We start from the raw sequence: 25,374 nt of genomic DNA, 5'->3' as shown, positions 1-25,374 counted from the left end.
TAAGAACAGTTAGCCTGGAATTGTGAGCACTACCGAGGCGCACTGGGAAGACATGTACACCGGCCAACCTTCACAGCTACACGACTTCGTTGCCTTCGGCGCGAGTCTGCTCGACAAAGTCGTCTCTCCATTTGTCGGAGGTGTACTTGCAACTGTCCCGTACAAAATCCCGTTGATCACCGACGGAGCGCCGCCGTCCTTATTGAATTACGGCCTCGCACAGAGCCGTAGCGAGTTCGAAGCCATGCCAGTGGTGACATTCACACCCCCCGAATCGACGGGCAAGGTCGTCGTCGCCATCCACGGTGGCGCCTACGTCGGCAGGGCGACCATCTTCCACTGGTGGACCTACACCGAATTGGCACGCCAAACCGGAGCAACAGTCGTAGTACCCGACTATGCCCTCGCGCCCCAGGGAACCGCCCAAACCGAGGTCCCCCGCATGACCGACTTCATCTCGCAGACGATCGATGAACACGGCGCGGAAAACGTAAGTGTGCTCGGCGATTCAGCAGGAGGCGGATTCGCTCTGCTGGTCGCCCAGGAACTCGCCCGCCGCGGCTCGCCACAGCCCAGCCGAGTGGTATTGCTGGCGCCGTGGTTGGATGTATCAACGAACCATCCTTGCCAGTCTCAGATCAACGACCCTTTACTGGACGTGGGAAACCTGGTCAGAAGCGGCAAACTGTGGGCTGGCAGCCTCGACACCCAAAGCCCGAGTGTGAGCCCTCTATACGGCCCTCTCGTCGGCCTGCCACCAATCTGTGTCTACAGCTCCTCACGTGACACCCTCGCGACCGATACCGTTCGACTACGAGACCGAGTAGTCGCCGAAAAGCTTTCTGGCTTCACCTTCCGGCTCCGGAGAGGCTTACTCCACGATTGGGTCATCTATGTTCCCTTGCCCGACGCGCAAGCCGAACGCGCCACTTTGTATCACGATCTAGGACTCGATGCTCCAACATCGTCACGTGTGCAATAACGGGTCGCAATACTCCACACGTGAGCCTGATGACGTGCGCGCAACTGTGCGAGGCGCGCAATCGGATCAAACTGCTCGGCCGAATGGCTCACATGACGCCGCCTGTCACCACATCAACCCGCGGATCAGCGCGGTCGGCGGGATGTCCTCGGCGGCAACCAATCCCGCCGGAGCATCACACACCCAGTCGATCGCGTTGACCACCCGCGCCGCGGTCGACAGACATCCGGCGTCGGTCACGTCGAGCGTCGGATGGGACAGCTCAGTGCTCACCTCGATGCGCGGCTCGCCCTCCACGATCACCTTGTGCACGCCGGACTGACCGTCGGGCGGATACTCCCAGTCCGGCGCCGCCGCCGGGGTGAGCCGGGTGGTGTGCTCGACAGTGATGACCGGAACGCCGCCGCGGATGCCTTCGGCGGCGAATCGGGTGCCGGCCAATTGCCCTGGTTCGACGGTCGTCATCGTGCACTCGATGCGCTCGGTGGCGTACCACGGCTCGAACCGCTGACGAACCTCGTCGAGCTCCACGCCAAGATGATGGGCCAGATCGCGCACCAAACCGCCGAACATCGCCGTGATCACGCCCGGCTGGAATGCCATCGGCAGCTCGTCGTCCGGAGTGGTGCCGAAACCCATGGCGGTGCCGGTGTATTCGTAGTCGTCGTAGTTGCCGTAGTCGAAGATCTCCTTGACGGTGACCGACTCGGCGCGCGTGACCAGGCTGAGCGCTGCGTACACCGCGGTGTCCCCCGAGTATCCGGGGTCGATGCCGTTGACGTACAGCGAGGAGTTCCCGGACGAGCACGCCTCCTCAAGCGGTACCCGCAACCAATCGTCGGCCTGGCGCGGGGTCACCAGCCACACCATCGACGTTCCGACGACGTCGATCCCGGCGCGCAGGAAACGCGACATCTGCTCGATGGCCTCCATCGGCCGGGTCTCTCCCAACGCCGTGTAGACCACGCAATCAGGCCCGAGCGCGATCAACGCGTCGATGTCGTCGGTCGCGATCACCCCTGTCGGCTCGCCGAGTCCACAGAGTTCAGCAGCGTCACGCCCGATCTTGTCCGGCCCAGAGGCATGTACGCCGACCAACTTCAGATCGGGTCGGCCGATGACCGCCGCCAGCGAATGCCTACCGACATTACCGGTGGAGAACTGAACCACTCTGCGCATCATTGACACCTGTTCCTGCTCAGTAGTCCGGGATCGGTAGTGGCGAATTGTTCGACTCGATACCGCCGTCCACGTGGAAGATCGCGTTGGTCGCGTAGCAATCGCGCGTGGACAGATACACGCACAACCTTCCGAGATCCTCCACATCGCCGAGGCGATGCAACGGCGTCGCCTCCTTCATCTTCTCCAACGACCCGGGTAACAAGTCAAGGCTTCCTTGCAAACCCTCGGTCGCGAAGGAGCCCAGCGCGATCGCGTTCACCCGGATCTTGGGCGCCAGCTCCTGCGCCATCGCGCGGGTGAGTGCCTCCAGTCCGCGCATATGTGGACCCGCCGACGTTGTTGATCAGGATGTCGATGCGGCCGAACCGCTCCATCGCCGTGGCACCACGCGTTCTCCGTCGGGCCGGCTCATCGCGTCGGCGACCACCGCCACCCCCTTGCCCGACGCCCTTACCGGCGCCGGTCACGATTGCGACCTGACCCGCCAGACCGAACTGCTCCATCGCCATGTGAATCCCCTCCGAGTAGCCATTGACCACCTCGATTGGTTGACTATAGTCAGCGTCCATGAACTTGCCAACGTTCAATCGGAGCCGCAGCAGCGGCCGAGACGTGGTGCCGCCCGCATCAGCCAGCGGGCTCGAAGAACACCTGGAGGCCTCCCAGCGCGCGCAGCGCCAAGCCGACAAGTGGCTCATCTCCGGCGGCCTGCTCATCGGCACCGCGGCCCTCGGCATCTTCGGTCTGCCGCTGTTCCTCCGGGGCGTCTGGCTGCTGCGCAAAGCTCAGCGCGACGGATTGTCGGTCCGGCCGATGCTGGTCACGCTGATCGGCTATCTGGTCATCATCGACGCCGCGATCAACACCGTCGGCTGGGCCCTCGACGTCGCCGCCAACCACACCATCCTCGCCCGAATCCTGTTGAACGGCTGGGGTGCAATGTTCGACGCCGGCTACTTCTGGCACTACAACGAGCTGTGGATCGGCGGGGCCGCAGGACCCGGGGAGAAGGCCATGGAAGTCGGCATGATCCTCACCGTCTTCACCATGCGGATCGCCGCCGGCATCGGCTTCCTGCAGATGAAGCGGTGGGGACACCAGTGGATGATCATCACCTGCTGGATGGGGATCGTCATCTGGTGCCTGTACGTGTTCAACATGACGATGTTCGCCGATGTCCGGTTCGCCGGCGTCGTGCTCCCGGTCGTCGGATGGTGGCTCTACGACATCTTCTACATCACCCCGTTCCTCGCGATTCCCTACCTGCATTCGGTCAACCGCGAGATCTTCTCCGACTAAACGGATGACTCAACTCATTGACTGCAATCAGTAACTGGGTTAGAAAGAACCGACCATGACGCCACAGACCAAGCAGTCGGCACGCGAATTGCGCCGACTGCAGACGCGGGAACGGATACTCGGCGCGGCCATCGCCGAGTTCCAGGCGTCGGGCATGGCCGGCGCGGACGTCGGTGCGATCGTCAGTGCCGCCGGCGTGGCCCACGGGACGTTTTTCTTCCATTTCCCCAGCAAGGAGCACGTCCTGCTGGAGCTGGAGCGTCGCGAAGAGACGCACATGGCAACCGAATTCGCGCGCTTCCTGGATACCGCGCATGACCTCGCGACGACACTGACCGAACTCGTCCACCTGGTGGGTGGCCTTGAGCAACGGCTTGGACCGCTCCTCTTCAAAGAATTTCTCGCGCTGCACTTCTCACCGACGCGGCCCACCAAGGACGAATGGACCGACCACCCGGTGATCGTGCTACTCGTCCGCGAGATCGAGCGCGCCCGCGGCGATGGCGAGGTGCATCCCGAGGTCGACGCCTTCTACAGCGCCGCCTTCTTCCTACTGGGAATCTACGGCGTGCTGACCACCACCGCCGACAGCGAACACCGCGACGCGATGCTGGCCAACTTGGTCATCACCGCGCGACGAGGACTGGAGATCCGATGAAACATCCCTTCTGTGAGGAGAACTGACGTGGCCGGCTGGATCTGGGAGATACTCCGCTATGTGGCCGCCTGGGGCGGCACCGGCTTGGTCATCTGGTTCTGGTACTGGATGTTCTCCAACATCGGGACCTTCTGAAGCGTGACGCAGCAGATGACCGAGCTCACCGAAGCCCACGCCATGGCAACCGAGCGCAGTTGCGCCGTCACCGCCGTAGCGTTGAGCGACCAGCGCCGCACCGGCGCCCGCCTGGTCAGCGGGCAACACCGCGGCTTCGGTCTGAGCTCCCTGCTCGACGTCGTCCACGTGCCCTATCCGCCACATCGCGACTGGACGCGGCGAACGCTGACATGTGCTGTGGCGCTGCAGTGCTCGCCATCCAAGGAGCGCGTCGTCGCCTACCGGCTCAACGAGCTGTCGACCCGCGAGCTCGCCGCGCTCACGATCGTCGAAGCCGGCGTGGCGCTGGGGTGGGTGGCCGAAAACTGGCCCGGACTGCTGCCCGACCTGCGCTCGGCGCTGCCGAACCTGGAACCCACGGATGCAGACCTGACCGCCGAGGAGATGCTGAACCGGGCCATCGCCCTGGCGCGTACCTCACAGCAGTTCCCCATCGAGCCGCTGCTCGGCAGCCTTCCTCGGGCGTACACCCTGCCGCAGGGCCTGTCCGACAAGCTGCGCCGCACGTTCGGACGGCTGCCGTGGACCACGAACCAAAAGCGTTCACCGGCACCACACTCCGTCCCGGCCGGCGGAGACGGCGGGGTCCGCAACTCCAGCCTTCCCCCGCCCAGCCGGCCGCAGGACAACGACCTCGACATCACCCCTGACCACCGGCCCGGAATCCCGTACCCGGAATGGAACGCCTGGACGAAGAGCTTCATGCCGGACCACGTCGCGGTTCTCGAGCAGGCACGTGCCGGCCGCGACCGGCAGCCCGGCGCAGTCACCGTGGATGTCCGGAAGTGGTTCGAGGAGAACACCCATCGGGCGATGAAGAACCGGCTGGAAGATGGCTCCGACCTCGATGTCGACCAGTACGTCAACCACTTCATCGACCTGACGACCGGAGAGGCGGTCGAACCCCGCCTCTTCCGTGAACTGTTGCCCGCCAGCCGCGACGTGACCACCGCGCTGCTGCTGGACGGCAGCTCCTCGCTGGGCGTGCACGGGGGCCGGATCTTCAAACTCGAGCTCGCCTGTGCCGACGCCCTGTCCCGCGCGATGACCTCGGCCCGGGAACGCCACGGCATCTTCACGTTCACTGGGAACACCCGCCACCGCGTGGAAGTCAGCTGCCTCAAGGATTTCGCGGACCGCCGCTTCGTCCCGCCCGGCAGTCTGGGACTTTCCACCGGCGGCTACACCAGACTCGGTGCGCCGCTGCGGCATATGACCAGCCGCCTGCTCGCACAGCCTTCGGAGCGCAGGCTGCTCATCGTCATCGGTGACGGCCTGATCTCGGACGAAGGCTACGAGGGCCGCTACGCCTGGGCTGATGCCGCCCACGCCGTGGAGGAGGCCAACGACGCCGGCGTCTCCATGTACTACGTCGGCGTCGGACCCGTCCGCGTCGATCCGCTGCCGGAAGTGTTCGGACCCAAACGATCCCAACGCATCCGCCGCGTCGAAGAACTTCCCCGCGTCCTCGCCCACGTCCACCGGGAGCTGGTATCCGTATGACCGACACGTATTACGCCAACGCCAACGAGGTGCAGCTGTTCGAGCAGGCCTGCCGCCAGCGTCTGCCGGTGATGCTCACCGGCCCGACCGGATGTGGCAAGACCCGCCTCGTCGAGCACATGGGGCTGCTGCTCAGCCGTCCGGTCGTCACCATCAGCTGCCACGACGACCTGACCAGTTCGGACCTCGTCGGGCGGTTCATGGTCACCGGGGGTGACGTGGTCTGGACCGACGGGCCCCTCACTAGGGCGGTCAAGGCCGGGGCGATCTGCTACCTCGACGAGGTCGTCGAGGCGCGTCACGACTCGTTGGCCGTCCTGCACTCGCTCACCGACCACAGGCGCACGCTCTATCTGGATCGCGCCGGCGAAGTCGTCCAGGCGCCAGAGACTTTCATGCTGGTGTGCTCCTACAACCCCGCCTACCGCAGCTCACTCAAAGAGCTCAAACCATCCTTCCGGCAGCGTTTCGTCACGCTGTCGATGCGGTACCTGCCGCCTGAACGCGAGGCAGAGGTGATCGTCGCCGAGGCCGGCGTCGGACTGCCCACCGCCCAGCGACTGGTGCGGTGCGCCACCGCGATCCGTACGGCGGACGAGGCGTTCCACTTCGAACCGCCCTCGACCCGGGTACTCGTCACGGCGGCGCACCTGATCGCCGCCGGTGCAACGGAACTCGAAGCCGCAGAAGCCTGTGTCCTCGCCCCGCTGTCCAGCGACGGCGCCATCACCGAAGGGCTACGGGAGGTGGCCGCGGCCAGTCTCGCCGACGCCGACAGCACACGCACCTAGGAAGGGAATCGCCGCCATGGTCGATCAGAAGGAACGCAACCGCAAGAAAGCTCTCATCGTCCTACAGATCGTCATCTACGGATACCTGCTGGCGATGTTCGGAATCCAGCTGTACATGTCGTTCACCCGAGGCTGGTGGGACCTGTGAAGGTCACGGCATCCGTCCCGGCAGAGGGTTCGCTGAACCTCGAGGAACATCACGAACAGTCCCGGCTGGCGCAGCGGCGGGCCGACAAGTGGATGATCGTCGGTGCCGCCCTGATGGGCATGTGGGCACCCGGGCTCATCGGCTTCCCCATCTTCATGCGCGGTGTGTGGTTACAGCGCCAGGCACTGCGCGCAGGGTATTCGGTCCGGCCGATGATCGTCACGCTCATCGGGTATCTCGTGCTGATCGACGGCATGCTCAACAGCCTCGGCTGGGCGCTCGACCTGGTCGCCAACCACACCCTGATCAACCGGGTGCTGATGGTCGGCTGGGGCGCCATGTTCGACGCCGGATACTTCTGGCACTACAACGAACTGTGGATCGGAGGCTCTGCCGGGCCGGGCGAGAAGTCCATGGTGTTCGGCATGATCCTCACCGTCTTCGCGATGCGGTGTGCCGCGGCAATCGGATTCCTGCAGATGAAGCGCTGGGGACACCAGTGGATGATCATCACGTGCTGGATGGGCGTGCTCATCTGGTGTCTGTACGTGTTCAACATGACGATGTTCGCCGATGTGCGTTACGCAGGCGTCGTGTTCCCGGTCATCGGGTGGTGGCTCTACGACATCTTCTACATCACGCCCTTCCTCGCGATCCCGTATCTGCACACGGTGAACCGCGAAATCTTCTCCGACTGAACGTAATTCATGCAGCGCTTAGGAGAGACACTGTGACAACCACACCCGAAGCCACCGAAGACGAGAAGTCCGAGGACCTTCCCCCCGGCACCACGCCCTATTACGCGCGCATGCACAAGTGGATCAAGCGCGCGGTCCTGGTGTGCCTGGTCGCCCTCGTCGTCGAGGGCGCCTTCACCCTGCCGTTCATGGCGGTCTATTACGGCTACCCCACGTTGAGCCTCACCGAGATCTGCAGTGAACTGCTCAAGGTTCGCTATTCCGACGACACCCTCGAATGCAAGGTCCCGTACCCGGCATTCGGCCCACCCGAGGGAGCCGAGGGCAAGGACACCGCGCAGGACGAGTGGGGCATCCAGCCGGTACCCAAATATCACCGGATCGGATTCCGTGAGCTGGTGCGAATCCACGAAGAACGAGAAGCACGTGAGTCAGCCCAGCAACAGCAGCCGAGCCCGTAGGAGACCCCGTGCCGGAGTCACTCGAACGCCACGCCCAGAACTGGGATCTGCGCCACCAGGATTTCAACGACAACGACTTCCTGTACGACGTCTATTCGGTGATGCGACAGCAGTCGCCGTTCGCGCGCACCGACAAACCATTTCTCAGCGCGACACCGGCGGGAGCGTGGGTGGCGGTGCGCTACGCCGAGTGCGTCCAGATCCTGCAGGACTGGGAGCACTTCTCCAGCAACCCGACGCCCGAGGGCGCCGAGCAACTCGCCGGGGATCTGGTGATCACCCTCGATCCGCCGCGGCAGCAGAAGTTCCGCAAGGTCCTGAACCCGTACTTCTCCCCGGCGCGGATGAAGGCGCTGCGACCCGAGATCGGCGCCGAGACCGACCTGCTCATCGATGATCTGATCGAGAGCGGGTCCGGTGACCTGGCCCAGATCGCCTGGCGTCAGCCCGGAATCGTGTTCTTCAAGTATCTGCTCGGCATGCCGATCGAAGACGTGCCGCTGTGCGTCGAGCTGACCGACACAGCGCTCAACAGCGCCACCGAGCAGGACCGGATGAGCGCCTGGGGTGGGCTGTATCAGCACCTGCACGACGCCGTCACCGCACGTATGGACCAGCCGCCCCGTGACGACATGATCGACGTCCTGCTGTCCGCCGAGATCGACGGAGAGAAACTGTCATTCGGCGACGTCGTGTCCAACGCCATGCTCCTGGTTCAGGCCGGCCTCGAGACGACCGCCAGTGCAATGTCTTTCGCCTACCACTACCTCGCCACCAACCCGGCCGAGCGCGACCGCCTGATCGGTGATCCCGAACTCCTCACCCGCGCCGTGGAGGAGTTCATCCGGTTCGCCGGCTCGATCCACGGCATCCCCCGCACCGTGGCCAAAGAGGTGGAACTGAACGGCTGCACCTTCTCGGCCGGCGAATCGGTCATCGTCAACTACGCCGCCGCCAACCGCGATGAACAGGAGTTCCCCGACGCAGACCGGTGCCTCCTCGACCGCCGCGAGAACCGGCACCTCGGTTTCGGGGCCGGTGTGCACCGCTGCCTCGGGTCCAACCTGGCCCGGCTGGAATTCCAGGTGGGCCTGGAGCGGGTGCTGTCCCGGATGCCCGACTTCACGCTCGCAGCGGGAGAGCAGGCGAAGTTTCACGGCAACTCCGTCACCCGCGGATTCCGCTCGGTGCCGGTCACTTTCACCCCCGGCAGGCGGTCCACCAGATGAGCTACCGAATCATCCAGTGGATGACCGGCGACGTTGGCCGGGCCGGCGTACGGCACTTCGCCGAGAGCCCGGTGTTCGACCTCGTCGGTGTGCTCGTGCACAGCGAAGACAAGGTGGGCAAAGACGCCGGTGTGATCGCCGGTATCGCACCGATCGGTGTGACCGCCACCGACGACGTGGACGCCATCGTCGCGCTCGACGCCGACTGCGTGTTCTACACACCGATCATCATGGACGTCGACACCGTGTGCCGGCTGCTACGGTCCGGCAAGAACGTGGTGACCACGAGCGGGTTCTTCCATCCCTCACCGGATTTCCGCGACCCCGCCGAGCAGATCCGGGCCGCCTGCGCCGACGGCGGAACCTCGTTCCACGGCGGCGGCATCCACCCCGGCTACGCCGGGGACATCCTGCCGCTCACCCTGGCCCGCGTGATGAGTCGCATCGACACCATCCATGTGTACGAGGTCGTCGACGTTCTGAAAGATGCGCCGATGGACCACATCGACTGGATGGGGTTTGGCAAGAGCAAGGACAAATTCCTCACCGAGCCAACCATTCTGGGTCTCGGCCTGCCGTTCTTCGCCCAGTCGATGCACATGATCGCCGACGGCCTCGGCGTGACCATCGACGAGGTGACCGCCGCAGAGGTCGATGTCGCGACCGCCGTCGCGGATATCTCGCACGACGAGGGCGCGATCCCGAAGGGTACCGTCGCCGCACAACGCCACGAATGGACCGCGTGGGTGGAGGGGCAGCCACTGATCGTCTTCCACGCGATCTATGTGACCGCCGGCCCCGACAAACTCGAACCGGCATGGGATTGGGGCGAGACCCGGTACGAGATCGTGATCGAGGGCGACCCGCCCACCGAGCTGACCCTCAAAGGTGTCCGGCAGGCCGACGGCACCATGACCCATCCCGGCTACGACTGGACGGCCATGGCCGCCATCAACGCGATCCCCGACGTCTGCGACGCCCCGCCCGGCTGGCACCACCACCTCGACCTCGGCCTGATCCGGCCCCGCGGATTGGTCCGCCGGTGACATACAAGATCGACCCGGATGTGTTGCACACCGTGGCCAAACAGGTCGTCGGCCTGACATCCGACGACGGCACGCTCGTCGCACACACAGTCCAGCGACTTGCCGACGAGTATCCCGACCTGATCCACGCCGGGCCGGGCCGGTGGGTGGGCAGCAAGGCCGGGGGAATCCTCGGAAAGGTCAGGTTCCTGTACTTCAGCCCCCGCGAATACGTCGTGCTCTTCGGATCTCCCACTGGGACACAGGGCTTTTCAGGTCGGTACAAGCACGTCGACATCCACAAGTTCCTGCTCGCCGGCCAGATCGACTCCTACGACCTCGAATCCGACGACACCGTGCCATTGCCGACGCTGCTCCCGGGCCAGCGCACCTGCCTGGAACGCGGGCATGCCCGCGGCCTGACGATTCACCCCGGATCGTGGCACCTCGAGTATGGCCGCGGCGCGGTGGTCACCACGTTGCCCTTCGCGATGGTCGACACGCTGCTGGTGTCTCTAGAGCTCGAATCCGCACGACGCTCAACGACCGAGTTCAGCAAGCTGGTCGGCCGGCGACTTCGCCGGTGACGCGCAGCGGCTACGACGCGTAGAGCGCCTTGAACTTGTTCAGCGACTGCTGAATATCGCCCTTGAGCGCGGCGGCCACCACCATGCCGATCGGCCCGAACAGCGCCGGCCCGCCGAGGTGAACGTCGAAGGACACCTTGGCCCCGTCGCCTCCATCCACCGTGGCCGGGCTGATCTTGCCGATCAGCTTGACCTTCACCCCGCCGCGGCCGTCGCCGTTCAGCGTCAGCGACTGCGGTGGCTTGTAGTTGACCAGCGTCCACTTCACCCGGTTCAACATGCCCTTGACCTCGACGATCGAGTCGATCACCGTGCCCTTCTCCAGGGTTTCGGGCAACTTCGACCGCCAGGCCCGGTGGATACTGAGCCATTCGTCGTAACGGGACAGATCAGAGGCGTACTCCCACGCCTTCTCCGGCGGCAACGGGACATCAACGGAGACAGACAATTTGGCCATGAGTTACTGCTGAGGATCTGCCTTGTTGACGGCGTTCTTGGCAGCTTCCTGCGCCTTGTCGACCGCTCCCGAATACTTGCCCTGCGTCTTCTCGTCGACGATGTCACCGGCCTTGTCGATGGCCTGCTCGACCTTGTCGGCATTCTGCGACAGCAGGTCTTTTGCCTTGTCCAGGAATCCCATCAGTCCACCCTATCGTCGTGCCAGCTATCTCCACAACCGCCGCTTCTCGCCCAACACCATGCCCTGGACCCACCACAGCACCTCGATCAGCGAGGCCCCGATCAGGCCGATACCCAGCGCGATCGCGGTGACCTTGAGATTCGACGGATCCAACATGAACAGTCGCTGCGCCAGCGGCAAACTGAAGATCAGCACATAAGCCAGCGCCGAGAATGCCACCAGCGCGACGCGCCACCATTCGTAGGGCCGGGCCACCACCGACAGCACCCACAGCGAGGACACCAGCAGCGTGATCAACGCCGCCGTGGAGGCCTGCGTCTGCTCGACCGGGTTTGCTTCGCGGCCCTGATAGGCCACCAGGTACGAGATGAACGTGACGGTGCCGACCACCAGGCCCGAGGGCAGCGCGGCGATCATCACCCGGCGTACGAAACCCGTGTGGGCCCGTTCGTTGTTGGGGGCCAGCGAGAGGATGAACGCCGGGATGCCGATGGTGAACCAGGCCGCGATCGTGACGTGGATCGGCTGGAACGGGAACAGCAGCGGATCGGTGTCGAACCACTTCGAGGACAATCCGGCCAACCCGACCAAGACGGCCAGCAGCACCGAGTACACGGTCTTGGTGAGAAACAGGTTCGAGACCCGCTCGATGTTGCCGATCACCCGTCGGCCCTCCCCCACCACGTACGGCAGGGTGGCGAACTTGTTGTCCAACAAGACGATCTGCGCCACGGCACGCGAGGCCGAGCTGCCCGAACCCATCGCGACGCCGATGTCGGCGTCTTTGAGCGCGAGCACGTCGTTGACGCCGTCACCGGTCATGGCCACGGTGTGCCCGCGCGACTGCAGGGCGTGCACCATCGCCCGCTTCTGGTCCGGACGCACCCGGCCGAAGGTGGTGTACTCGTCCAGAGCGTCGGCCAGCTGCTCGGGTTCCTGCGGCAACTTGCGGGCATCCATCGTCTCGCCATGCAGGCCCAGCTTGCCCGCAACCGCGCCCACCGACACCGCGTTGTCACCGGAGATCACCTTGACCGAAACATGCTGGGAACCAAAGTAATCGAGTGTATCGCCGGCGTCAGGACGGATTCGCTGCTCCAGCACCACGAGCGCCACGGGGGTGACGGTGCCGGGTGCCTGCGAAGCGTCGACCGCCAGATCCGAAGAGCCGACCAGCAACACCCGCAACCCCTGGGCGCCGATCTGCTCGGCCTGCTCGGCCACCGGTGAGCTGGGATCCAGCAGCACATCCGGCGCGCCGATCACCCAGTTGCCGTGCTCGCCGTAGGACGCGCCACTCCATTTGGTGGCGGACTTGAACGGGGCCGTCGCGGTCGCGGTCCATCCGGGTGGCGTCGCGTAGGCCTCGGCGATGGCCAGCATGCTGGCGTTCGGCCGGGCATCGTCTGCGGCCAACTGCGCCAGCACCGCGGCCACAGTGTCTTCCTGGTCCTCGTGGCAACGTTTGAGATCGCTCACCCGCATACCGTTTTCGGTGAGGGTGCCGGTCTTGTCCGCGCACACCACGTCGACCCGGGCCAGGCCTTCGATCGCCGGTAGTTCGTTGACCAGACATTGGCGCCGCCCCAACCGCACCACGCCGACCGCGAACGCGATCGAGGTCATCAGCACCAGGCCCTCGGGCACCATCGGCACCAGCGCCCCCACCATGCGCAGCACGGCCTCGTGCCAATCGGCACCGGTGGTGAACAGCTGGGTGTAGATGGTGAGCAGCCCCGCCGGCACCAGCAGGTAGGTGATGAACTGCAGGATCTTGTTGATCCCGTTGCGCAGTTCGGATTTCACCAAGGTGAACTTGGAAGCCTCCTCGGCGAGCTTGGCGGCATACGCCTCATGGCCCACCTTGGTGGCCCGGTAGGCGCCCGACCCCGACACCACGAAACTGCCCGACATCACCGCATCGCCGACATCTTTGGCGATCGGATCGGCCTCACCGGTCAGCAGGGACTCGTCGATCTCAAGGTTGGATTCCTCGATGACCTCGCCGTCGACCACGATCTGATCGCCAGGGCCGAGTTCGATGATGTCGTCGAGCACCACCTCGCTGGGCAGCACGTCACGACTGCCCGACGCCCGGCGCACGGTGGGGCGGGCCTGCCCGACGATGGCGAGCTTGTCCAAAGTCTGCTTGGCCCGGATCTCCTGGATGATGCCGATCGCGCTGTTGGCGATGATCAGCAGGCCGAAAGCGCCGTTGATCAACGACCCGGTGGACAGCACGATCAGAAACAACACACCGAGGATCGCGTTGATGCGCGTGAAGACGTTGCCGCGGACGATCTCGGAGATGCTGCGGGCCGCGCGCGTCGGGACGTCGTTGCTCTTGCCCTCGGCCACCCGCTGCGCCACGTCGGCATCGGTGAGACCGACGGCGTTGATCGTCGTCACAACTCCCACCACGGATCGACCGCGGGTGACCCCGGGTCCACCCGCTGGCCCGGCCGCGGCACGGCGACCTGGACGCCCGCCGGATCGGCCGCCGTCAGCAGGCGCCGCACCGGCTCAGCCCAGGGATGTGGAGCCAGCCGGAACGTCGCCCAGTGCACCGGCACCAACAATCCGTTGTCGGTGACATCCAAATGGGCACGCACCGCCTCCTCGGGATTCATGTGGATGTCCGGCCAGGCCGGGTGATACGCGCCGACCGGCAACAGGGTCAGATCGAAAGGCCCGTACTCCGCACCGATTTCGGAGAAACTCTTGGTATAGCCGGTATCCCCGCCGAAGAACGCCCGGTGTTGCGGTCCGACGATCGCCCAGGAGGCCCACAGGGTGGTGTTGCGCTGGAACAGCCGCCCGGAGAAATGCCGCGCCGGCGTACACACCAGGGTGAGGTCACCGACCCGGTGACTCTCGTTCCAATCCAGTTCGACGATCCGGTTCTCGGGGATCCGCCACTTACGCAGATGCGCACCGATACCCAGCGGCACCAAGAACGGCGCCCGCTGGGTACGGGCCAATCCGAGCACGGTGTCGATGTCGAGATGGTCGTAGTGATCATGGCTGATCAGCACGGCATCGACCGCGGGCAGCGCCTCCAGCGGAAGCGGCGGCTCATGGAGCCGTTGCGGGCCGACGAGGCGCGACGGTGAGCACCGGTCACTCCAGATCGGGTCGGTCAGCACCCGGTAACCATCGATCTCGACCAGCGCGGTGGAGTGGCCGTACCAGGACACCGCAGCTGATGCCGCCGTGCCACCCTCACCTTCGAGAGGATCGGCAAGCGGGATCGGCCCGGATGGCCGGCTCTGTCCGCGAGACCCGAACATCTCGGTGATCAACATGCGCTGCTCTTCCCGGCTCAGGCTGATACCCGGTGCGGAAGGCTCGATGTTGACGAACACACCGTCGGCGTACTGAAGGGAGCGCTGCGCCACCGGGCGGATGTCGCGAGGAAGGGCGCCCACCGAGGCATACGTCCCGTTCAATGCACGCAACAACCACCCGCCGGCCAGCAGCGAGGCTGACCTGGTGGCCACCTGCAGCGCAGCCCGCAGCATGTCAGGCCCCGGTGAAGTTGGGCGGCCGCTTCTCGACGCGCGCCACCTGCGCCTCGATGACGTCGGGGCTCGCCCACGCCTTGTCGAACAGTTCCTTGTGCGCAGGCCACGGCTCTTCGTAGGCACCGTCGTCGTTGAGCACACGTTTGGCGTGCTGCAGCGCCAGCGGGGCGAAACCGGCGATCTCACCGGCCCACTTCTGCGCGTCGGCCAGCGTGCCGATGCGGTTGGCCATCCCGGTCTGCAGCGCGGTGTCGGAGGAAAGCCTCTCGGCCGCGAGCAACATCCCCCGCGCCCGGCCATAACCGACCAGCGAAGTCAACCGCCGAATGCTCCAGTTATCCAGGGCCAGACCATATTTCGCGACCGGGAACTGGAAGTAGGCGTCGGGGGCCACCACCCGCAGATCGCAGATCATGGCCAGGATGACGCCCGCGCCGATCGCCGGGCCGTTGATCGCGCCGATGACCGGAACCGGCGTCTTGTCGATCGCCAGGTTCAGCGCCAGGGCCTTGTCGGGCAGCTCGGCGGCGAATGCGTCGCCGGACAAATCGGCACCGGCGCTGAACACCGTGCCGGCGCCGGTGAGCACGATGGCCCGGACATCCTCGGACGCGGCGTTCTCCACCGCCACCCGCAGGCTGTCGAGAAGCTCGCAGTTCAGCGCGTTGCGCCGCTCTTCGCGTTGCAGTTCCAGGGTCAGGACATTGCCATCTCTGGTGACACCAATCATGTGGCCAGCCTATATAGGGTCGAACTGTGAGTCGGATCGGCGCCCGCGCGCTTCGTGATGCAGTTCTGGACGACGGTTCCTTCCGTAGCTGGGACGCCCCGCCCCTGCAGGTCGCCAGCAGCGAGGACTATCGCCGTGAACTGGCCGAAGCCACCGCCAAGACCGGGCTGGACGAATCGGTGCTGACGGGTGAGGGCACCATCTTCGGCCGACGCGTGGCCGTGGTGGTCTGCGAGTTCGACTTCCTGGCCGGGTCGATCGGGGTGGCCGCGGCCGAGCGGATCACCGCCGCGGTGACCCGGGCCACCGCCGAGGGACTGCCGCTGCTGGCGTCGCCGAGTTCCGGCGGAACCCGCATGCAGGAAGGCACCGTGGCGTTCCTGCAGATGGTGAAGATCGCCGCCGCCGTCGAGCTGCACAAACAAGCCCATCTGCCCTACCTGGTGTACCTGCGCCACCCCACCACCGGCGGAGTGTTCGCGTCCTGGGGTTCGCTCGGACACGTCACCGCCGCCGAGCCCGGAGCGCTGATCGGTTTCCTGGGGCCGCGCGTGTATGAACACCTGTACGGCGAACCGTTTCCGTCCGGCGTGCAGACCGCCGAGAACCTGCACGCCCACGGTGTCATCGACGGTGTGGTGCCACTGGCGCTGCTGCGCGAGACGCTGGACCGCACGCTGCGGGTGGTCCTGGATCCTCCGGCCCCGCCCCCGGCCGCCACGGTCCCCGAGCCGATGCCCGACGTGCCGGCCTGGGACTCGGTGCAGGCCTCGCGGCGGCCGGACCGGCCCGGCGTCGGGCATCTCCTGCGTCATGGCGCGACGGACCGGGTGCTGCTGTCCGGCACCGAACGCGGCGAGGCCGCCACGATGTTGCTGGCGCTGGCGCGGTTCGGTGGACAACCCGCGGTGGTGCTGGGCCAGCGCCGCGTCGTGGGCGGACTGGTCGGCCCCGGCGCGCTACGCGAGGCCCGACGCGGGATGGCATTGGCGGCCGGGTTGCAGCTGCCGCTGGTGCTCGTGATCGACACCCCGGGACCAGCTCTGTCGATCGAGGCCGAGCAGGGCGGGCTGGCCGGTGAGATCGCCCGGTGCCTGGCCGAATTGGTCACCCTCGACACCCCGACCGTGTCGGTGCTGATGGGTCAGGGCAGCGGCGGGCCGGCCCTGGCGATGGTGCCGGCCGACCGGGTGCTGGCCGCGGCGAACGGCTGGCTGGCCCCACTGCCGCCGGAAGGTGCCAGCGCGATCGTCTACCGCGACACCGACCACGCCGCGGAACTGGCTGCCGCACAGGGTGTTCGGTCCACCGACCTGTTGCGCCACGGCATCGTCGACGTAATCGTGCCCGAGCATTCCGACGCCGCCGACGAACCAAAGGCCTTCACAGAGCGGCTCTCGACAGCCATCGCCGGTGAACTGGCCGCGTTGCGTGCGGTGCCCGGCGACGCACGGCTGCAGACCCGGTTGGACCGCTACCGGCGGATCGGGTTGGGCTGATCTGGGGTCACACTTCGATCGGTGGATGTAATCGGTCCATGGTGTACTGCCGGTTGCGTCTGGCCGCCCAGGAACTTGCGGCCAGGGAGGCGGCCAGCACACCGGCCAACACCGCGATCGCGATCCACAACCGCGAGTCGATGCCGCCGACGATCAACTGTCGAAGCCCGTTGACCGCGTATGTCATCGGATCGACCGGGTGCAGGATCTGGAACGGTTTGGCCGTGGTCTCGACCGGATAGATGCCACCGGCCGACACCAGCTGCAGCATCAGGAAGGCCAGCGTCACCACCCGGCCCACCGACACCCCGAACAGTGCGTTGAACGCCTGGATCAACGCCAGGAACGTGCCCGCCACCAACAACAGGAACGCCACCGTGGCCAGCGGGTACTTGGCCTGCAGCCCCACCCCGAAATGCACCACCGCGTACATCACCACCACCTGGCACAGCACGATCAGCAGCGCAGGCCAGTAGGAGGCCAGCACCACCCGCAACGCGCCCAACCCGTTGACCACGGGGCGGGACTGCAGGGGCTGCAACAACATCCAGATGATCAGAGCGCCGATGAACAACGCCAGCGGCAGGAAGAACGGCGCGAAACCCGTACCGAACGTGGCGGCCGGATTGTGCGTCTGGATGTCCAGGGCCACCGGCGCGGCCAGGGTTCGTGCCACGTCCGTGCGCTGCTGCGGGGTCCAGGACGGCACCTGCGTCGACCCCTGCTCGAGTGCGGTGGCCAACTGCTGATTGCCGGCCGCGAGCTTGTCGGTGCCCGCAGCGAGTTCATGTGCACCACTGGACAATTGACGGCCGCCGTTGGCCAGCTGCACCAGGCCCTTGTTGAGCGCGTGGGCACCGGTGTTGAGCTGCTGCGCCCCGTCACGCAGTTTGACGACGTCGGAGCGCAGGCCGCCGTCGAGCGCCCTGGTGATGAACGTCCGCAGTTTGCTGTTGGGATCACCGAGTTCGTTCTCCAGCTGTGCGGCGTTGTCGCGCAGCCGGATCAGCCCCTCATCCGTGGTCGGGTCGATACCGCGGGCCTGGAGCAGCCGCTGCGCGCCGGCCAGGAACTCACCGGTGTCGCGCACCGTGGGATCGGGGCTGTTGCGCAGGAAACCGACGGCCTGGTCGACGATCGCGGCAGCCTGGGCCTGGTCGATGTTCAGCGCCGCGATGCGGTCGGTGGTCGAACGCACCGCACCGGACAACCGCTGCGCGGCCATGCCGACCTCATTGGGGTCCAGGCCCAAACCGCTGACCCGATCGAGCACCGTCAACAGCGGATCGGTCGCGCTGGTGACCGCTGTCGACAACTGCCGGGTGCCCGCGGCCAGCTGCGCGGACCCATCACGCGCCGTGATCAGGCCGGCGGTCAGGGCGTCGGCGCCGGTGGACAACCGGTGCGCTCCGTCGTTGGCCGCGGCACTGCCGGTGGCCAACTGCTGCGCGCCGTCCGCCGCTTTCTTCAGGCCGGCGCCGGCGTCGGTCAACCCCGTCAACACCGTGCCGACCGTGCGCTCACCGACCTTTGCGTTGATCTGGTTGATCACCTCGCGGGCGGCGTTCTGACCGATGATCGAACCCAGGTAATTGTTGGCGTCGTTGAAGGTGAACACGACGTCGGCCTGATGCGGCGAGCCACCGGCCGGCGACGAGATGCTGGTGCTGAAGTCCTCGGGCAGGGTGATCGAGAAGTAGTACTTGCCGTCGGCCACCCCGTCGGCCGCCTCCTGGGCCGAAACCCGGTGCAGCTGAAGTTGTCCCGAGTCCACCAATGCATCGGCGACCTCGTCACCGGCCGTGATCTGCTGGCCTTCGACGACCGTCCCCCGGTCCTCGTTGACCAACGCCACCGGAACCTTGCTCACCTCACCGAACGGGTTCCAGAACGCCCAGAGATACATCGCCCCGTACAGCAGCGGCAGCAGGATGACCGTCACCAGCGCAATCCGCGGCATCGTGCCGCGGGAAAAGCGCTTGAGGTCGGTACCCAACGACATTCCGGCCAACATGACTACTTGCCGCCTTTCTGCACACCGGCCAGCTCGGCCGGGGTGGTGTTGGACACGGTGATCTGGGCCCGCACGGCCGAGGCCAGATGATCCGGCACCCCGTTGACCGTCGCGGTGACCACGGTTTGTTTCTCTCCGAGCGCGATCAAGCGCTCCAGCAGGACATCTCGATTCCGGTCATCGGTCAGATGGTCGAGATTGCCGACCACGAGCAACGGCGGGGTCGCGGTATTGGCCAGCGCGATACGCAGCAGGATTTGATCGAGCTCGGTGAGCCCGTCGAAGTACTCGGTCAACGACGGCAACGGCAGATCACCGAACACCGGGGCGCACATCGCGTCCAGATCATCTCGTCGGGAGCGACCCACCAGCGTGTACCACGGTGCGTCCCAACGGCGTTGCTCGGTGACCAGGTCGCGCACCGTCACCGACTCCGAGACCGTGTCCAGTTCATCGATCCCGGCCAGCGCCGCGGTCCGGAAGATATCGGTCGCCCGGGTGCGTCCGAATACGCTCAACTGACCGCTGACCGCCTTCATCCGCCCGGCCAGCGTCATCAGCAACGCGGTGCGGCCGGTGCCCGCGGGCGCCACCAACACCGTGACGCCACCGTCGGCGACGTCCAGATCGATCGGACCGTACACCGGACCCCAAGGCCCACGCATCGTGATCGCACGCGCGGTGACGGCGAGCTCGGGACTTTGCTCAGGCATGAGCCAATCTCAACACATCGAGGCGTCCAACTGGGCCAATGGCGACCTACTCAGTGCGGTTCCCAGCCACACCCCGATGGCCACGACCAGTTGATCGTGAACGGCAACACCGGAATGGCGGTGTGCGACATGGCCGCAGGGTCAGCCGTCCACCAGGCCATGCTGGAGGCCGGGGTCGGCGTGACACTCGATCTGTGAGCGGTTGCGGGTGCAATAGCAGAGAACGATCCCGGCGATCACGACCTCCACGAGGGCCAGCAGCATCGTTGCCGTCATCACCGTGGACGGCGCTGCAGCCGTGACCGGGCCGGCCCTGTGCTGATGCGCGGGCATCGGCGTGTGCACGGCAACCATCGCCAGGTTCATCAACGCGACGGCGCACCAGACGCCTGGGCTACCGCGCTGCCACAGGTCACGCGCACAAAACAGACAGCCGACGATCATCACGGCCAGCACAGTCCAGGCCACCGGGTTGACGGTGTGCGTCAGCACGACGACATGCAACGCCGCTGAACAGGCCGCGAGGCCCGCACAGGTGCGCCGTCCGAGGACGGCGGCCCTGTGCGCAGCGGTCATCCTGTAATCGTCGCAGGAATGAGGTGGGTGCGCTGACGGAACGCTCGGCTCTATCGATGCCGAGAGATTGCTGCGGTTGTCGTCCCGATGTGGCATAATCGAACATGTGTTCGACACCGATTCTGCCGCCGAGCTGATCGACAAGATCAGCGCAGCTGCCCGCGCGGAATCAATGGCGATCGCTGCCCGGCTGACCGCCATCGGCGCGTTGGACACCCGCCGGGAACGCGAGCTGGCCGAAACGGTGTATTGGCGGACCGATCCGTTCGAAGAGGTGGCCGCCGAAATCTCGGCCGCGCTGCGGATCAGCCGCAACCGCGCAGGCACCCTGATCCATCACGCCCGGGTGCTGCGCGACAAACTGCCCCAGGTCGCTGCCCGGTTGGCTGCCGGGGACATCGACTACCGGGTGGTGCGCGCCCTGATCTCGCGCACCGACAACGTCGATTCCTCGGTGTGGGCGGCCCTCGATACGGAACTGGCCGCCCGCGCGCATCGCTGGATGCGGCTGTCCGAACGTCAACTGCGTGACCGCATCGACCAATGGGTGATCAAACTCGACCCCAACGGACAACGAGTCCCGCCCAACCCCAACGAGGACCGGTTCGTCCAAATCGAACCCGCCAGCCCGGGCAGGGCGTCGGTGTGGGCCAACCTCGATGCCGTCGACGGCACCGCTTTGGATCAACGCCTCGACGCCCTGGCCCGCACGGTGTGCGCGAATGATCCGCGCAGCCTGGATCAGCGACGTGCGGATGCGTGCGGGCCGCTGGCGCGGATGGAAGCTCAGCTGCCGTGTCGCTGCGGCTTACCGGATTGCACCGCCTCACAGAACCGGGCCGCCGCCGACGCCGCGCTGGTTCATGTGCTCGCCGAGGAATCCACCCTGCAGGGAGCCTCCGACAATCCGGGGTATCTGCGCGGGCATGGGATCCTGCCCGCCCAAGCGGTGCGGGATCTGGCGAAAACGGCCACCGTCAAACCAGTGCGGGTGCCGGTGCCCACAGGCCCCGACTCCGCTGACACTGACACCACGGACACTGACACCACCGGGCCGGGAGAATCCGACACCTTCCCCACAGTCTCGGGCGGACCGGGCTACCGGCCCTCGACGGCGTTGCGGGAGTTCATCTTCTGGCGCGATCTGACATGCCGGTTCCCGGGTTGCAATGCCCCCGCGCAGCGCTGCGACATCGACCACACCGAGCCCTATCCGGCCGGGCCGACACATCCGTCGAACAACAAATTGTATTGCCGCGCACATCATTTGCTCAAAACTTTCTGCCCCGGCTGGGCTGACCGCCAATCACCCGACGGCACAGTGGAATTCACCACACCCACCGGGCACACCTATACCACCGAACCCCACGGCGCGGCCATGTTCCCCACCCTGGCCCAGTCGACCGGGAACCTCCCCGAACCCCAGCCCGAAACACCCCATCCCAACCGCGGCATGAAAATGCCCAAACGCAGCCACACCCGCGAACAGGAACGCCAAGAACGCATCGCCGAAGAACGCCGCTTCCGCGCCGAAATCAACAACGACCTCGACGTCGAACGGCAATATCAAATCTGGTTCGCCGAAGAATACGGACCGCCACCTCCGTTCTGACCTACCGAGAGTCGAGCCCGAGCAGCTTGACGCTGTCATTCCGCATGTCGACCTTGCGGATCTTGCCGGTGACGGTCATCGGGAACTGTTCCACGACAAGGACATAACGTGGGATCTTGTAGTGCGCCAGCTTGCCGGTGGCGAATGTCCGTAACCCCTCGGCATCCAGCGGAGTACGTCCGGGCTTCATCCGGATCCAGGCGCACACCTCCTCGCCATACCGCTCATCGGGCACCCCGATCACCTGGGCATCGTCGATGTCGGGATGGGTGTAGAGAAATTCCTCGATCTCCCGGGGATAGATGTTCTCGCCGCCGCGGATCACCATGTCTTTGATCCGGCCGACCACCGTGCAGTAACCGTCCTCACGCATCACCGCCAGGTCTCCGGTGTGCATCCAGCCGTCGGTGTCGATCGCCTCGGCAGTTTTGGCCGGTTCATCCCAGTAGCCCAGCATCACCGAGTAACCGCGCGTACAGAATTCACCGGGCTGCCCGCGTTCCACCGTCTCGCCGGTGTCCGGATCGACGATCTTGATCTCGAGGTGTGGATGAGCCCGGCCGATCGTGGCGGTACGGCGCTCCAGATCGTCGTCGACAAGCGTCTGACACGACACCGGCGAGGTCTCGGTCATGCCGTAACAAATCGCCACCTCGGCCATGTGCATGTCTGCCACCACCCGCTTCATCACCTCGACCGGGCAGACCGAGCCCGCCATGATCCCGGTGCGCAGTGTGGACAGCTCGAAGTCGGTGAAGTCGGGATGGCCGAGCATCGCGATGAACATCGTCGGCACGCCGTACAGCGCGGTGCATGCTTCGGCTTCCACCGCGGCCAGGGTGATGCCGGGGTCGAAACTCGGTGCGGGGATCACGATGGCCGCTCCATGCGTGAGCGCGCCGAGATTGCCCATCACCATGCCGAAACAGTGATAGAAGGGCACAGGGATACAGACGCGGTCGTCCGGTCCGAGGTTGATCAGACCGCCGACGAAGAATCCGTTGTTGAGAATGTTGCGGTGGCTGAGCGTCGCTCCTTTCGGAAATCCGGTTGTGCCCGAGGTGTATTGGATGTTGATCGGGTCGGTGTTCGACAGCTCACCGGCCCGGGCCCGCAACTGACTGTCGTCGACCTGCTCGGTGTGCAGCCGGTCCCAATCGAGCGTGCCGAGGAAGATCACGTCGACGAGGTCGGGGCAATCCGATTGGACCTCGGCCACCATCGCCACGTAGTCGGAGGACTTGAACGCGGTCGTGGCGACGAGCGTGCGCACACCGGATTGCTTGAGCACGTAGGCCAACTCGTGGGTACGGTAGGCCGGGTTGATGTTGACCAGGATCGCCCCGATCTTGGCTGTGGCCAGTTGCAGGATCACCCATTCGGCACAGTTGGGGGCCCAGATGCCGACCCGATCACCTTTCGCCACCCCGGAGGCCATGAGTCCTCGTGCCACCGAGTCCACTTCGTCGTTGAGTTCGGCGTAGGTCCAGCGTCGTCCGGTCTGCACCTCGACCAGCGCCGCGGCGTCCGGCCCTTCCACCACCATGCGTTCGAAGTTGGCTCCCAGGGTTTCCTCGAGCACCGGCACATCCACCGGGCCGGCATCGTATGACGTCATCCGAGTAGGTCCTCGTATCGGTATTCGGTGGAAATCGGTTGGCCTGCTTGATGAGCCGCATCTTCACGGTGTCGCAGCTCCACCCGGCGGATCTTGCCGGAGATGGTCTTGGGCAGGTCGACGAACTCCACCCGGCGGACCTTGAGGTATGGCGCCAGATGGTCGCGGGCATAGGCCATGACGTCTTTTGCGGTGGCCGCGTTCGCTTCCCAGCCATCGGCCAGCGCAACATACGCCTTGGGCACAGCCAACCGGGTGTCGTCGGGTTGCGGAACCACTGCGGCCTCCACCACGGCCGGGTGCTCGATCAGCACGCTCTCCAACTCGAACGGTGAGACCTTGTAGTCACTGCACTTGAACACGTCGTCGGTGCGCCCGATGTAGGTGATGTAGCCGTCCTCGTCCCGGCTGGCCACGTCGCCGGTGTGGTAGTAGCCGCCGGCCATCACGGCCTCGTTACGTTGCGGGTCACCGAGGTACCCCGTCATCAGATTGCGCGGATGCGCCGCCAGGTCCAAGCAGATCTCCCCCTCGTCGGCGGGCGTGCCGGTGATCGGATCCACCAGCACCACCGGGACCCCGGGCAACGGCCGGCCCATCGACCCCGGCTTCACCGGTTGACCCGGGATGTTGCCAATTTGCAGGGTGGTCTCGGTCTGGCCGAACCCGTCCCGGATCGTCAGCCCCCACGCCTTCTCGACCCGGGCGATCACGTCGGGATTCAGTGGTTCACCGGCACCCAGAATCTCGCGCAGCCCCGCGGGCCGGTCACCCAGATCGGACTGGATCAACATGCGCCACACCGTCGGCGGCGCACAGAACGTGTTCACCCCGGCCCGTCGCAACTGACCCAGCAGCGCTGCCGCATCGAACCGCCGGTAGTTGTAGACGAAGATCGTCGCCTCGGCGATCCACGGTGCGAAGAAACAACTCCAGGCGTGCTTGGCCCAACCCGGTGAGCTGATCGCCAGGTGCACATCGCCGGGCTTCACCCCGATCCAGGCCATCGTGGTCAGATGCCCGACGGGATAACTGACCTGGGAATGCTCGACGAGCTTCGGCTTGCTGGTGGTGCCGGAGGTGAAGTACACGAGCATCGGGTCGTCGACCGTGGTGCACGGCCCGAACCGCTGCGGCTCGACCGCACCGGCGTCACGGTATGCACGCCAGCCCGGCACCGCCTCACCCACCACGATGCGGGTGTAGTCACCGGGCACGTCGGCGAACTTGGCCGTGTCGGCTGCGTTGGCGACGACGAACGCGGCACCGCCGCGCATGATGCGATCCGACAGGTCGGCCGGCCCCAGCGCACCGGTGGTCGGCATGATGACCGCGCCCAGCTTGGCGATGGCCAACATGGCCTCCCACAACTCGACCTGATTACCCAGCATGAGGACGACCCGGTCACCCTTCGACATGCCCAGGCCCTGCAACCACGTCGCGACGCGGTCAGAGCGCTGCGCCATCTCGGCGAACGTCACCCGTTGATCCGAACCGTCCTCCTCGACGATCCACAGCGCCGTGCGGTCGTTGTCCCGGGCGATGGCGTCGAACCAGTCCGTGGCCCAGTTGAAGGTGCCCGTGAGGTCCGGCCAGGTGAACTCCGCGCCGGCAATCAGCTGGTCACGGGCATCCCGGTAGCGGTCGGTGTTGCTCGCGGCGTCAGTCATGACAGCTATGCTCTACGTCACACTTGTCCGACCGCTAC

At 65.7% G+C, this 25,374-nt stretch carries 25 protein-coding genes and 1 pseudogene; 14 read left to right on the top strand and 12 right to left on the bottom strand.

Translation table 11 applies throughout. The annotated features are described in order from the left end of the window. Positions 1–22: 22 nt before the first annotated feature. Positions 23–982 carry an alpha/beta hydrolase gene (locus A5740_RS02915; RefSeq protein ID WP_076191357.1) on the top strand — a complete coding sequence of 320 codons (960 nt, stop codon included), beginning with the start codon at positions 23–25 and terminating at the stop codon, positions 980–982. 105 nt (positions 983–1,087) lie between these two features. Here the strand turns inward: A5740_RS02915 and A5740_RS02910 are convergent, their stop codons facing one another. Together A5740_RS02910 and A5740_RS02905 are read right to left on the bottom strand one after the other, a co-directional pair. Then, positions 1,088–2,161, bottom strand: coding sequence for a dihydrodipicolinate reductase (locus tag A5740_RS02910; protein ID WP_076191421.1), 1,074 nt, complete (start codon positions 2,159–2,161; stop codon positions 1,088–1,090). A gap of 19 nt (positions 2,162–2,180) precedes the next feature. After that, positions 2,181–2,673 (bottom strand): annotated as a pseudogene (locus A5740_RS02905) (SDR family oxidoreductase). Between the two features lie 58 nt (positions 2,674–2,731). Between A5740_RS02905 and A5740_RS02900 the strand changes: the two are divergent. From A5740_RS02900 to A5740_RS02860, 11 genes are read left to right on the top strand one after another with little or no spacing between them, the layout of a single operon-like run. After that, positions 2,732–3,463, top strand: coding sequence for a hypothetical protein (locus A5740_RS02900; RefSeq protein ID WP_076191355.1), 732 nt, complete (start codon positions 2,732–2,734; stop codon positions 3,461–3,463). Between the two features lie 55 nt (positions 3,464–3,518). Further along, the gene (locus A5740_RS02895) at positions 3,519–4,121 is read left to right on the top strand and encodes a TetR/AcrR family transcriptional regulator (RefSeq protein ID WP_076191353.1); all 603 of its coding nucleotides are present in this window, start codon (positions 3,519–3,521) and stop codon (positions 4,119–4,121) included. A gap of 12 nt (positions 4,122–4,133) precedes the next feature. Continuing rightward, positions 4,134–4,256, top strand: a complete 123-nt coding sequence (locus A5740_RS29280; RefSeq protein ID WP_256386343.1) for a hypothetical protein — start codon at positions 4,134–4,136, stop codon at positions 4,254–4,256. 15 nt (positions 4,257–4,271) lie between these two features. Continuing rightward, the gene (locus A5740_RS02890) at positions 4,272–5,801 is read left to right on the top strand and encodes a nitric oxide reductase activation protein NorD (RefSeq protein WP_076191419.1); all 1,530 of its coding nucleotides are present in this window, start codon (positions 4,272–4,274) and stop codon (positions 5,799–5,801) included. Beyond that, positions 5,798–6,592, top strand: a complete 795-nt coding sequence (locus A5740_RS02885) for a CbbQ/NirQ/NorQ/GpvN family protein (RefSeq protein ID WP_076191351.1) — start codon at positions 5,798–5,800, stop codon at positions 6,590–6,592. The genes A5740_RS02890 and A5740_RS02885 overlap by 4 nt, the downstream gene beginning before the upstream one ends. Before the next feature lie 16 nt (positions 6,593–6,608). Then, positions 6,609–6,740, top strand: coding sequence for a hypothetical protein (locus A5740_RS29275; RefSeq protein WP_255740330.1), 132 nt, complete (start codon positions 6,609–6,611; stop codon positions 6,738–6,740). Continuing rightward, entirely contained in the window at positions 6,737–7,438 is a 702-nt protein-coding gene (locus A5740_RS02880; protein ID WP_076191349.1) for a hypothetical protein, read from the top strand. Before A5740_RS29275 ends, A5740_RS02880 begins: the two co-directional genes overlap by 4 nt. A 32-nt stretch (positions 7,439–7,470) precedes the next feature. Then, positions 7,471–7,899, top strand: a complete 429-nt coding sequence (locus A5740_RS02875; RefSeq protein ID WP_076191347.1) for a hypothetical protein — start codon at positions 7,471–7,473, stop codon at positions 7,897–7,899. Between the two features lie 8 nt (positions 7,900–7,907). After that, entirely contained in the window at positions 7,908–9,128 is a 1,221-nt protein-coding gene (locus A5740_RS02870) for a cytochrome P450 (RefSeq protein WP_076191345.1), read from the top strand. A gap of 20 nt (positions 9,129–9,148) precedes the next feature. Next, positions 9,149–10,174: a dihydrodipicolinate reductase gene (locus A5740_RS02865; protein ID WP_254849056.1), complete on the top strand. Its 1,026-nt coding sequence runs from the start codon at positions 9,149–9,151 to the stop codon at positions 10,172–10,174. Further along, on the top strand, positions 10,171–10,740 hold the full coding sequence (locus tag A5740_RS02860) for an isomerase (RefSeq protein ID WP_076191341.1): 570 nt from the start codon (positions 10,171–10,173) through the stop codon (positions 10,738–10,740). The genes A5740_RS02865 and A5740_RS02860 overlap by 4 nt, the downstream gene beginning before the upstream one ends. A 10-nt stretch (positions 10,741–10,750) precedes the next feature. Here A5740_RS02860 and A5740_RS02855 read toward each other — a convergent pair whose 3' ends face one another. From A5740_RS02855 to A5740_RS02835, 5 genes are read right to left on the bottom strand one after another with little or no spacing between them, the layout of a single operon-like run. Next, positions 10,751–11,197 carry an SRPBCC family protein gene (locus A5740_RS02855; protein WP_076191339.1) on the bottom strand — a complete coding sequence of 149 codons (447 nt, stop codon included), beginning with the start codon at positions 11,195–11,197 and terminating at the stop codon, positions 10,751–10,753. 3 nt (positions 11,198–11,200) lie between these two features. Then, on the bottom strand, positions 11,201–11,380 hold the full coding sequence (locus A5740_RS02850; RefSeq protein ID WP_076191337.1) for an antitoxin: 180 nt from the start codon (positions 11,378–11,380) through the stop codon (positions 11,201–11,203). A gap of 24 nt (positions 11,381–11,404) precedes the next feature. Then, positions 11,405–13,789 (bottom strand): cation-translocating P-type ATPase, encoded by a 2,385-nt coding sequence (locus A5740_RS02845; RefSeq protein WP_076191335.1) that lies wholly within the window; start codon positions 13,787–13,789, stop codon positions 11,405–11,407. Further along, positions 13,786–14,901, bottom strand: a complete 1,116-nt coding sequence (locus A5740_RS02840; RefSeq protein WP_076191333.1) for an MBL fold metallo-hydrolase — start codon at positions 14,899–14,901, stop codon at positions 13,786–13,788. Before A5740_RS02840 ends, A5740_RS02845 begins: the two co-directional genes overlap by 4 nt. 1 nt (position 14,902) lies before the next feature. Continuing rightward, positions 14,903–15,634 (bottom strand): enoyl-CoA hydratase, encoded by a 732-nt coding sequence (locus A5740_RS02835; protein ID WP_076191331.1) that lies wholly within the window; start codon positions 15,632–15,634, stop codon positions 14,903–14,905. 26 nt (positions 15,635–15,660) lie between these two features. On the opposite strand from A5740_RS02835, the gene A5740_RS02830 reads away from it, so the two are divergent. Continuing rightward, positions 15,661–17,133 carry a carboxyl transferase domain-containing protein gene (locus A5740_RS02830; RefSeq protein ID WP_076191330.1) on the top strand — a complete coding sequence of 491 codons (1,473 nt, stop codon included), beginning with the start codon at positions 15,661–15,663 and terminating at the stop codon, positions 17,131–17,133. Positions 17,134–17,140: 7 nt separating this feature from the next. On the opposite strand, the gene A5740_RS02825 is transcribed toward A5740_RS02830, so the two are convergent. From A5740_RS02825 to A5740_RS02815, 3 genes are all read right to left on the bottom strand, one after another. Then, positions 17,141–19,147, bottom strand: coding sequence for a YhgE/Pip domain-containing protein (locus A5740_RS02825; protein ID WP_076191328.1), 2,007 nt, complete (start codon positions 19,145–19,147; stop codon positions 17,141–17,143). Between the two features lie 2 nt (positions 19,148–19,149). Then, positions 19,150–19,860: a hypothetical protein gene (locus tag A5740_RS02820; protein ID WP_076191326.1), complete on the bottom strand. Its 711-nt coding sequence runs from the start codon at positions 19,858–19,860 to the stop codon at positions 19,150–19,152. Positions 19,861–20,001: 141 nt separating this feature from the next. Beyond that, positions 20,002–20,436, bottom strand: a complete 435-nt coding sequence (locus A5740_RS02815) for a hypothetical protein (RefSeq protein WP_076191325.1) — start codon at positions 20,434–20,436, stop codon at positions 20,002–20,004. 106 nt (positions 20,437–20,542) lie between these two features. Here A5740_RS02815 and A5740_RS02810 point away from each other — a divergent pair, with 106 nt between their 5' ends. Next, positions 20,543–22,048, top strand: a complete 1,506-nt coding sequence (locus A5740_RS02810; RefSeq protein ID WP_076191323.1) for an HNH endonuclease signature motif containing protein — start codon at positions 20,543–20,545, stop codon at positions 22,046–22,048. 1 nt (position 22,049) lies between these two features. Here the strand turns inward: A5740_RS02810 and A5740_RS02805 are convergent, their stop codons facing one another. Both A5740_RS02805 and A5740_RS02800 read right to left on the bottom strand, forming a co-directional pair. Then, positions 22,050–23,666: an AMP-binding protein gene (locus A5740_RS02805; protein WP_076191322.1), complete on the bottom strand. Its 1,617-nt coding sequence runs from the start codon at positions 23,664–23,666 to the stop codon at positions 22,050–22,052. Then, positions 23,663–25,336, bottom strand: a complete 1,674-nt coding sequence (locus A5740_RS02800; protein ID WP_076191320.1) for an AMP-binding protein — start codon at positions 25,334–25,336, stop codon at positions 23,663–23,665. The genes A5740_RS02805 and A5740_RS02800 overlap by 4 nt, the downstream gene beginning before the upstream one ends. Positions 25,337–25,374 lie beyond the last annotated feature (38 nt).

Origin of the sequence: Mycobacterium sp. GA-1841 (assembly GCF_001954135.1) — a bacterium.
In the GTDB taxonomy this organism is placed as follows: domain Bacteria; phylum Actinomycetota; class Actinomycetes; order Mycobacteriales; family Mycobacteriaceae; genus Mycobacterium.
Note: the sequence above shows the minus strand (reverse complement) of the source record. Positions and strands in the feature narration are given on the sequence as shown.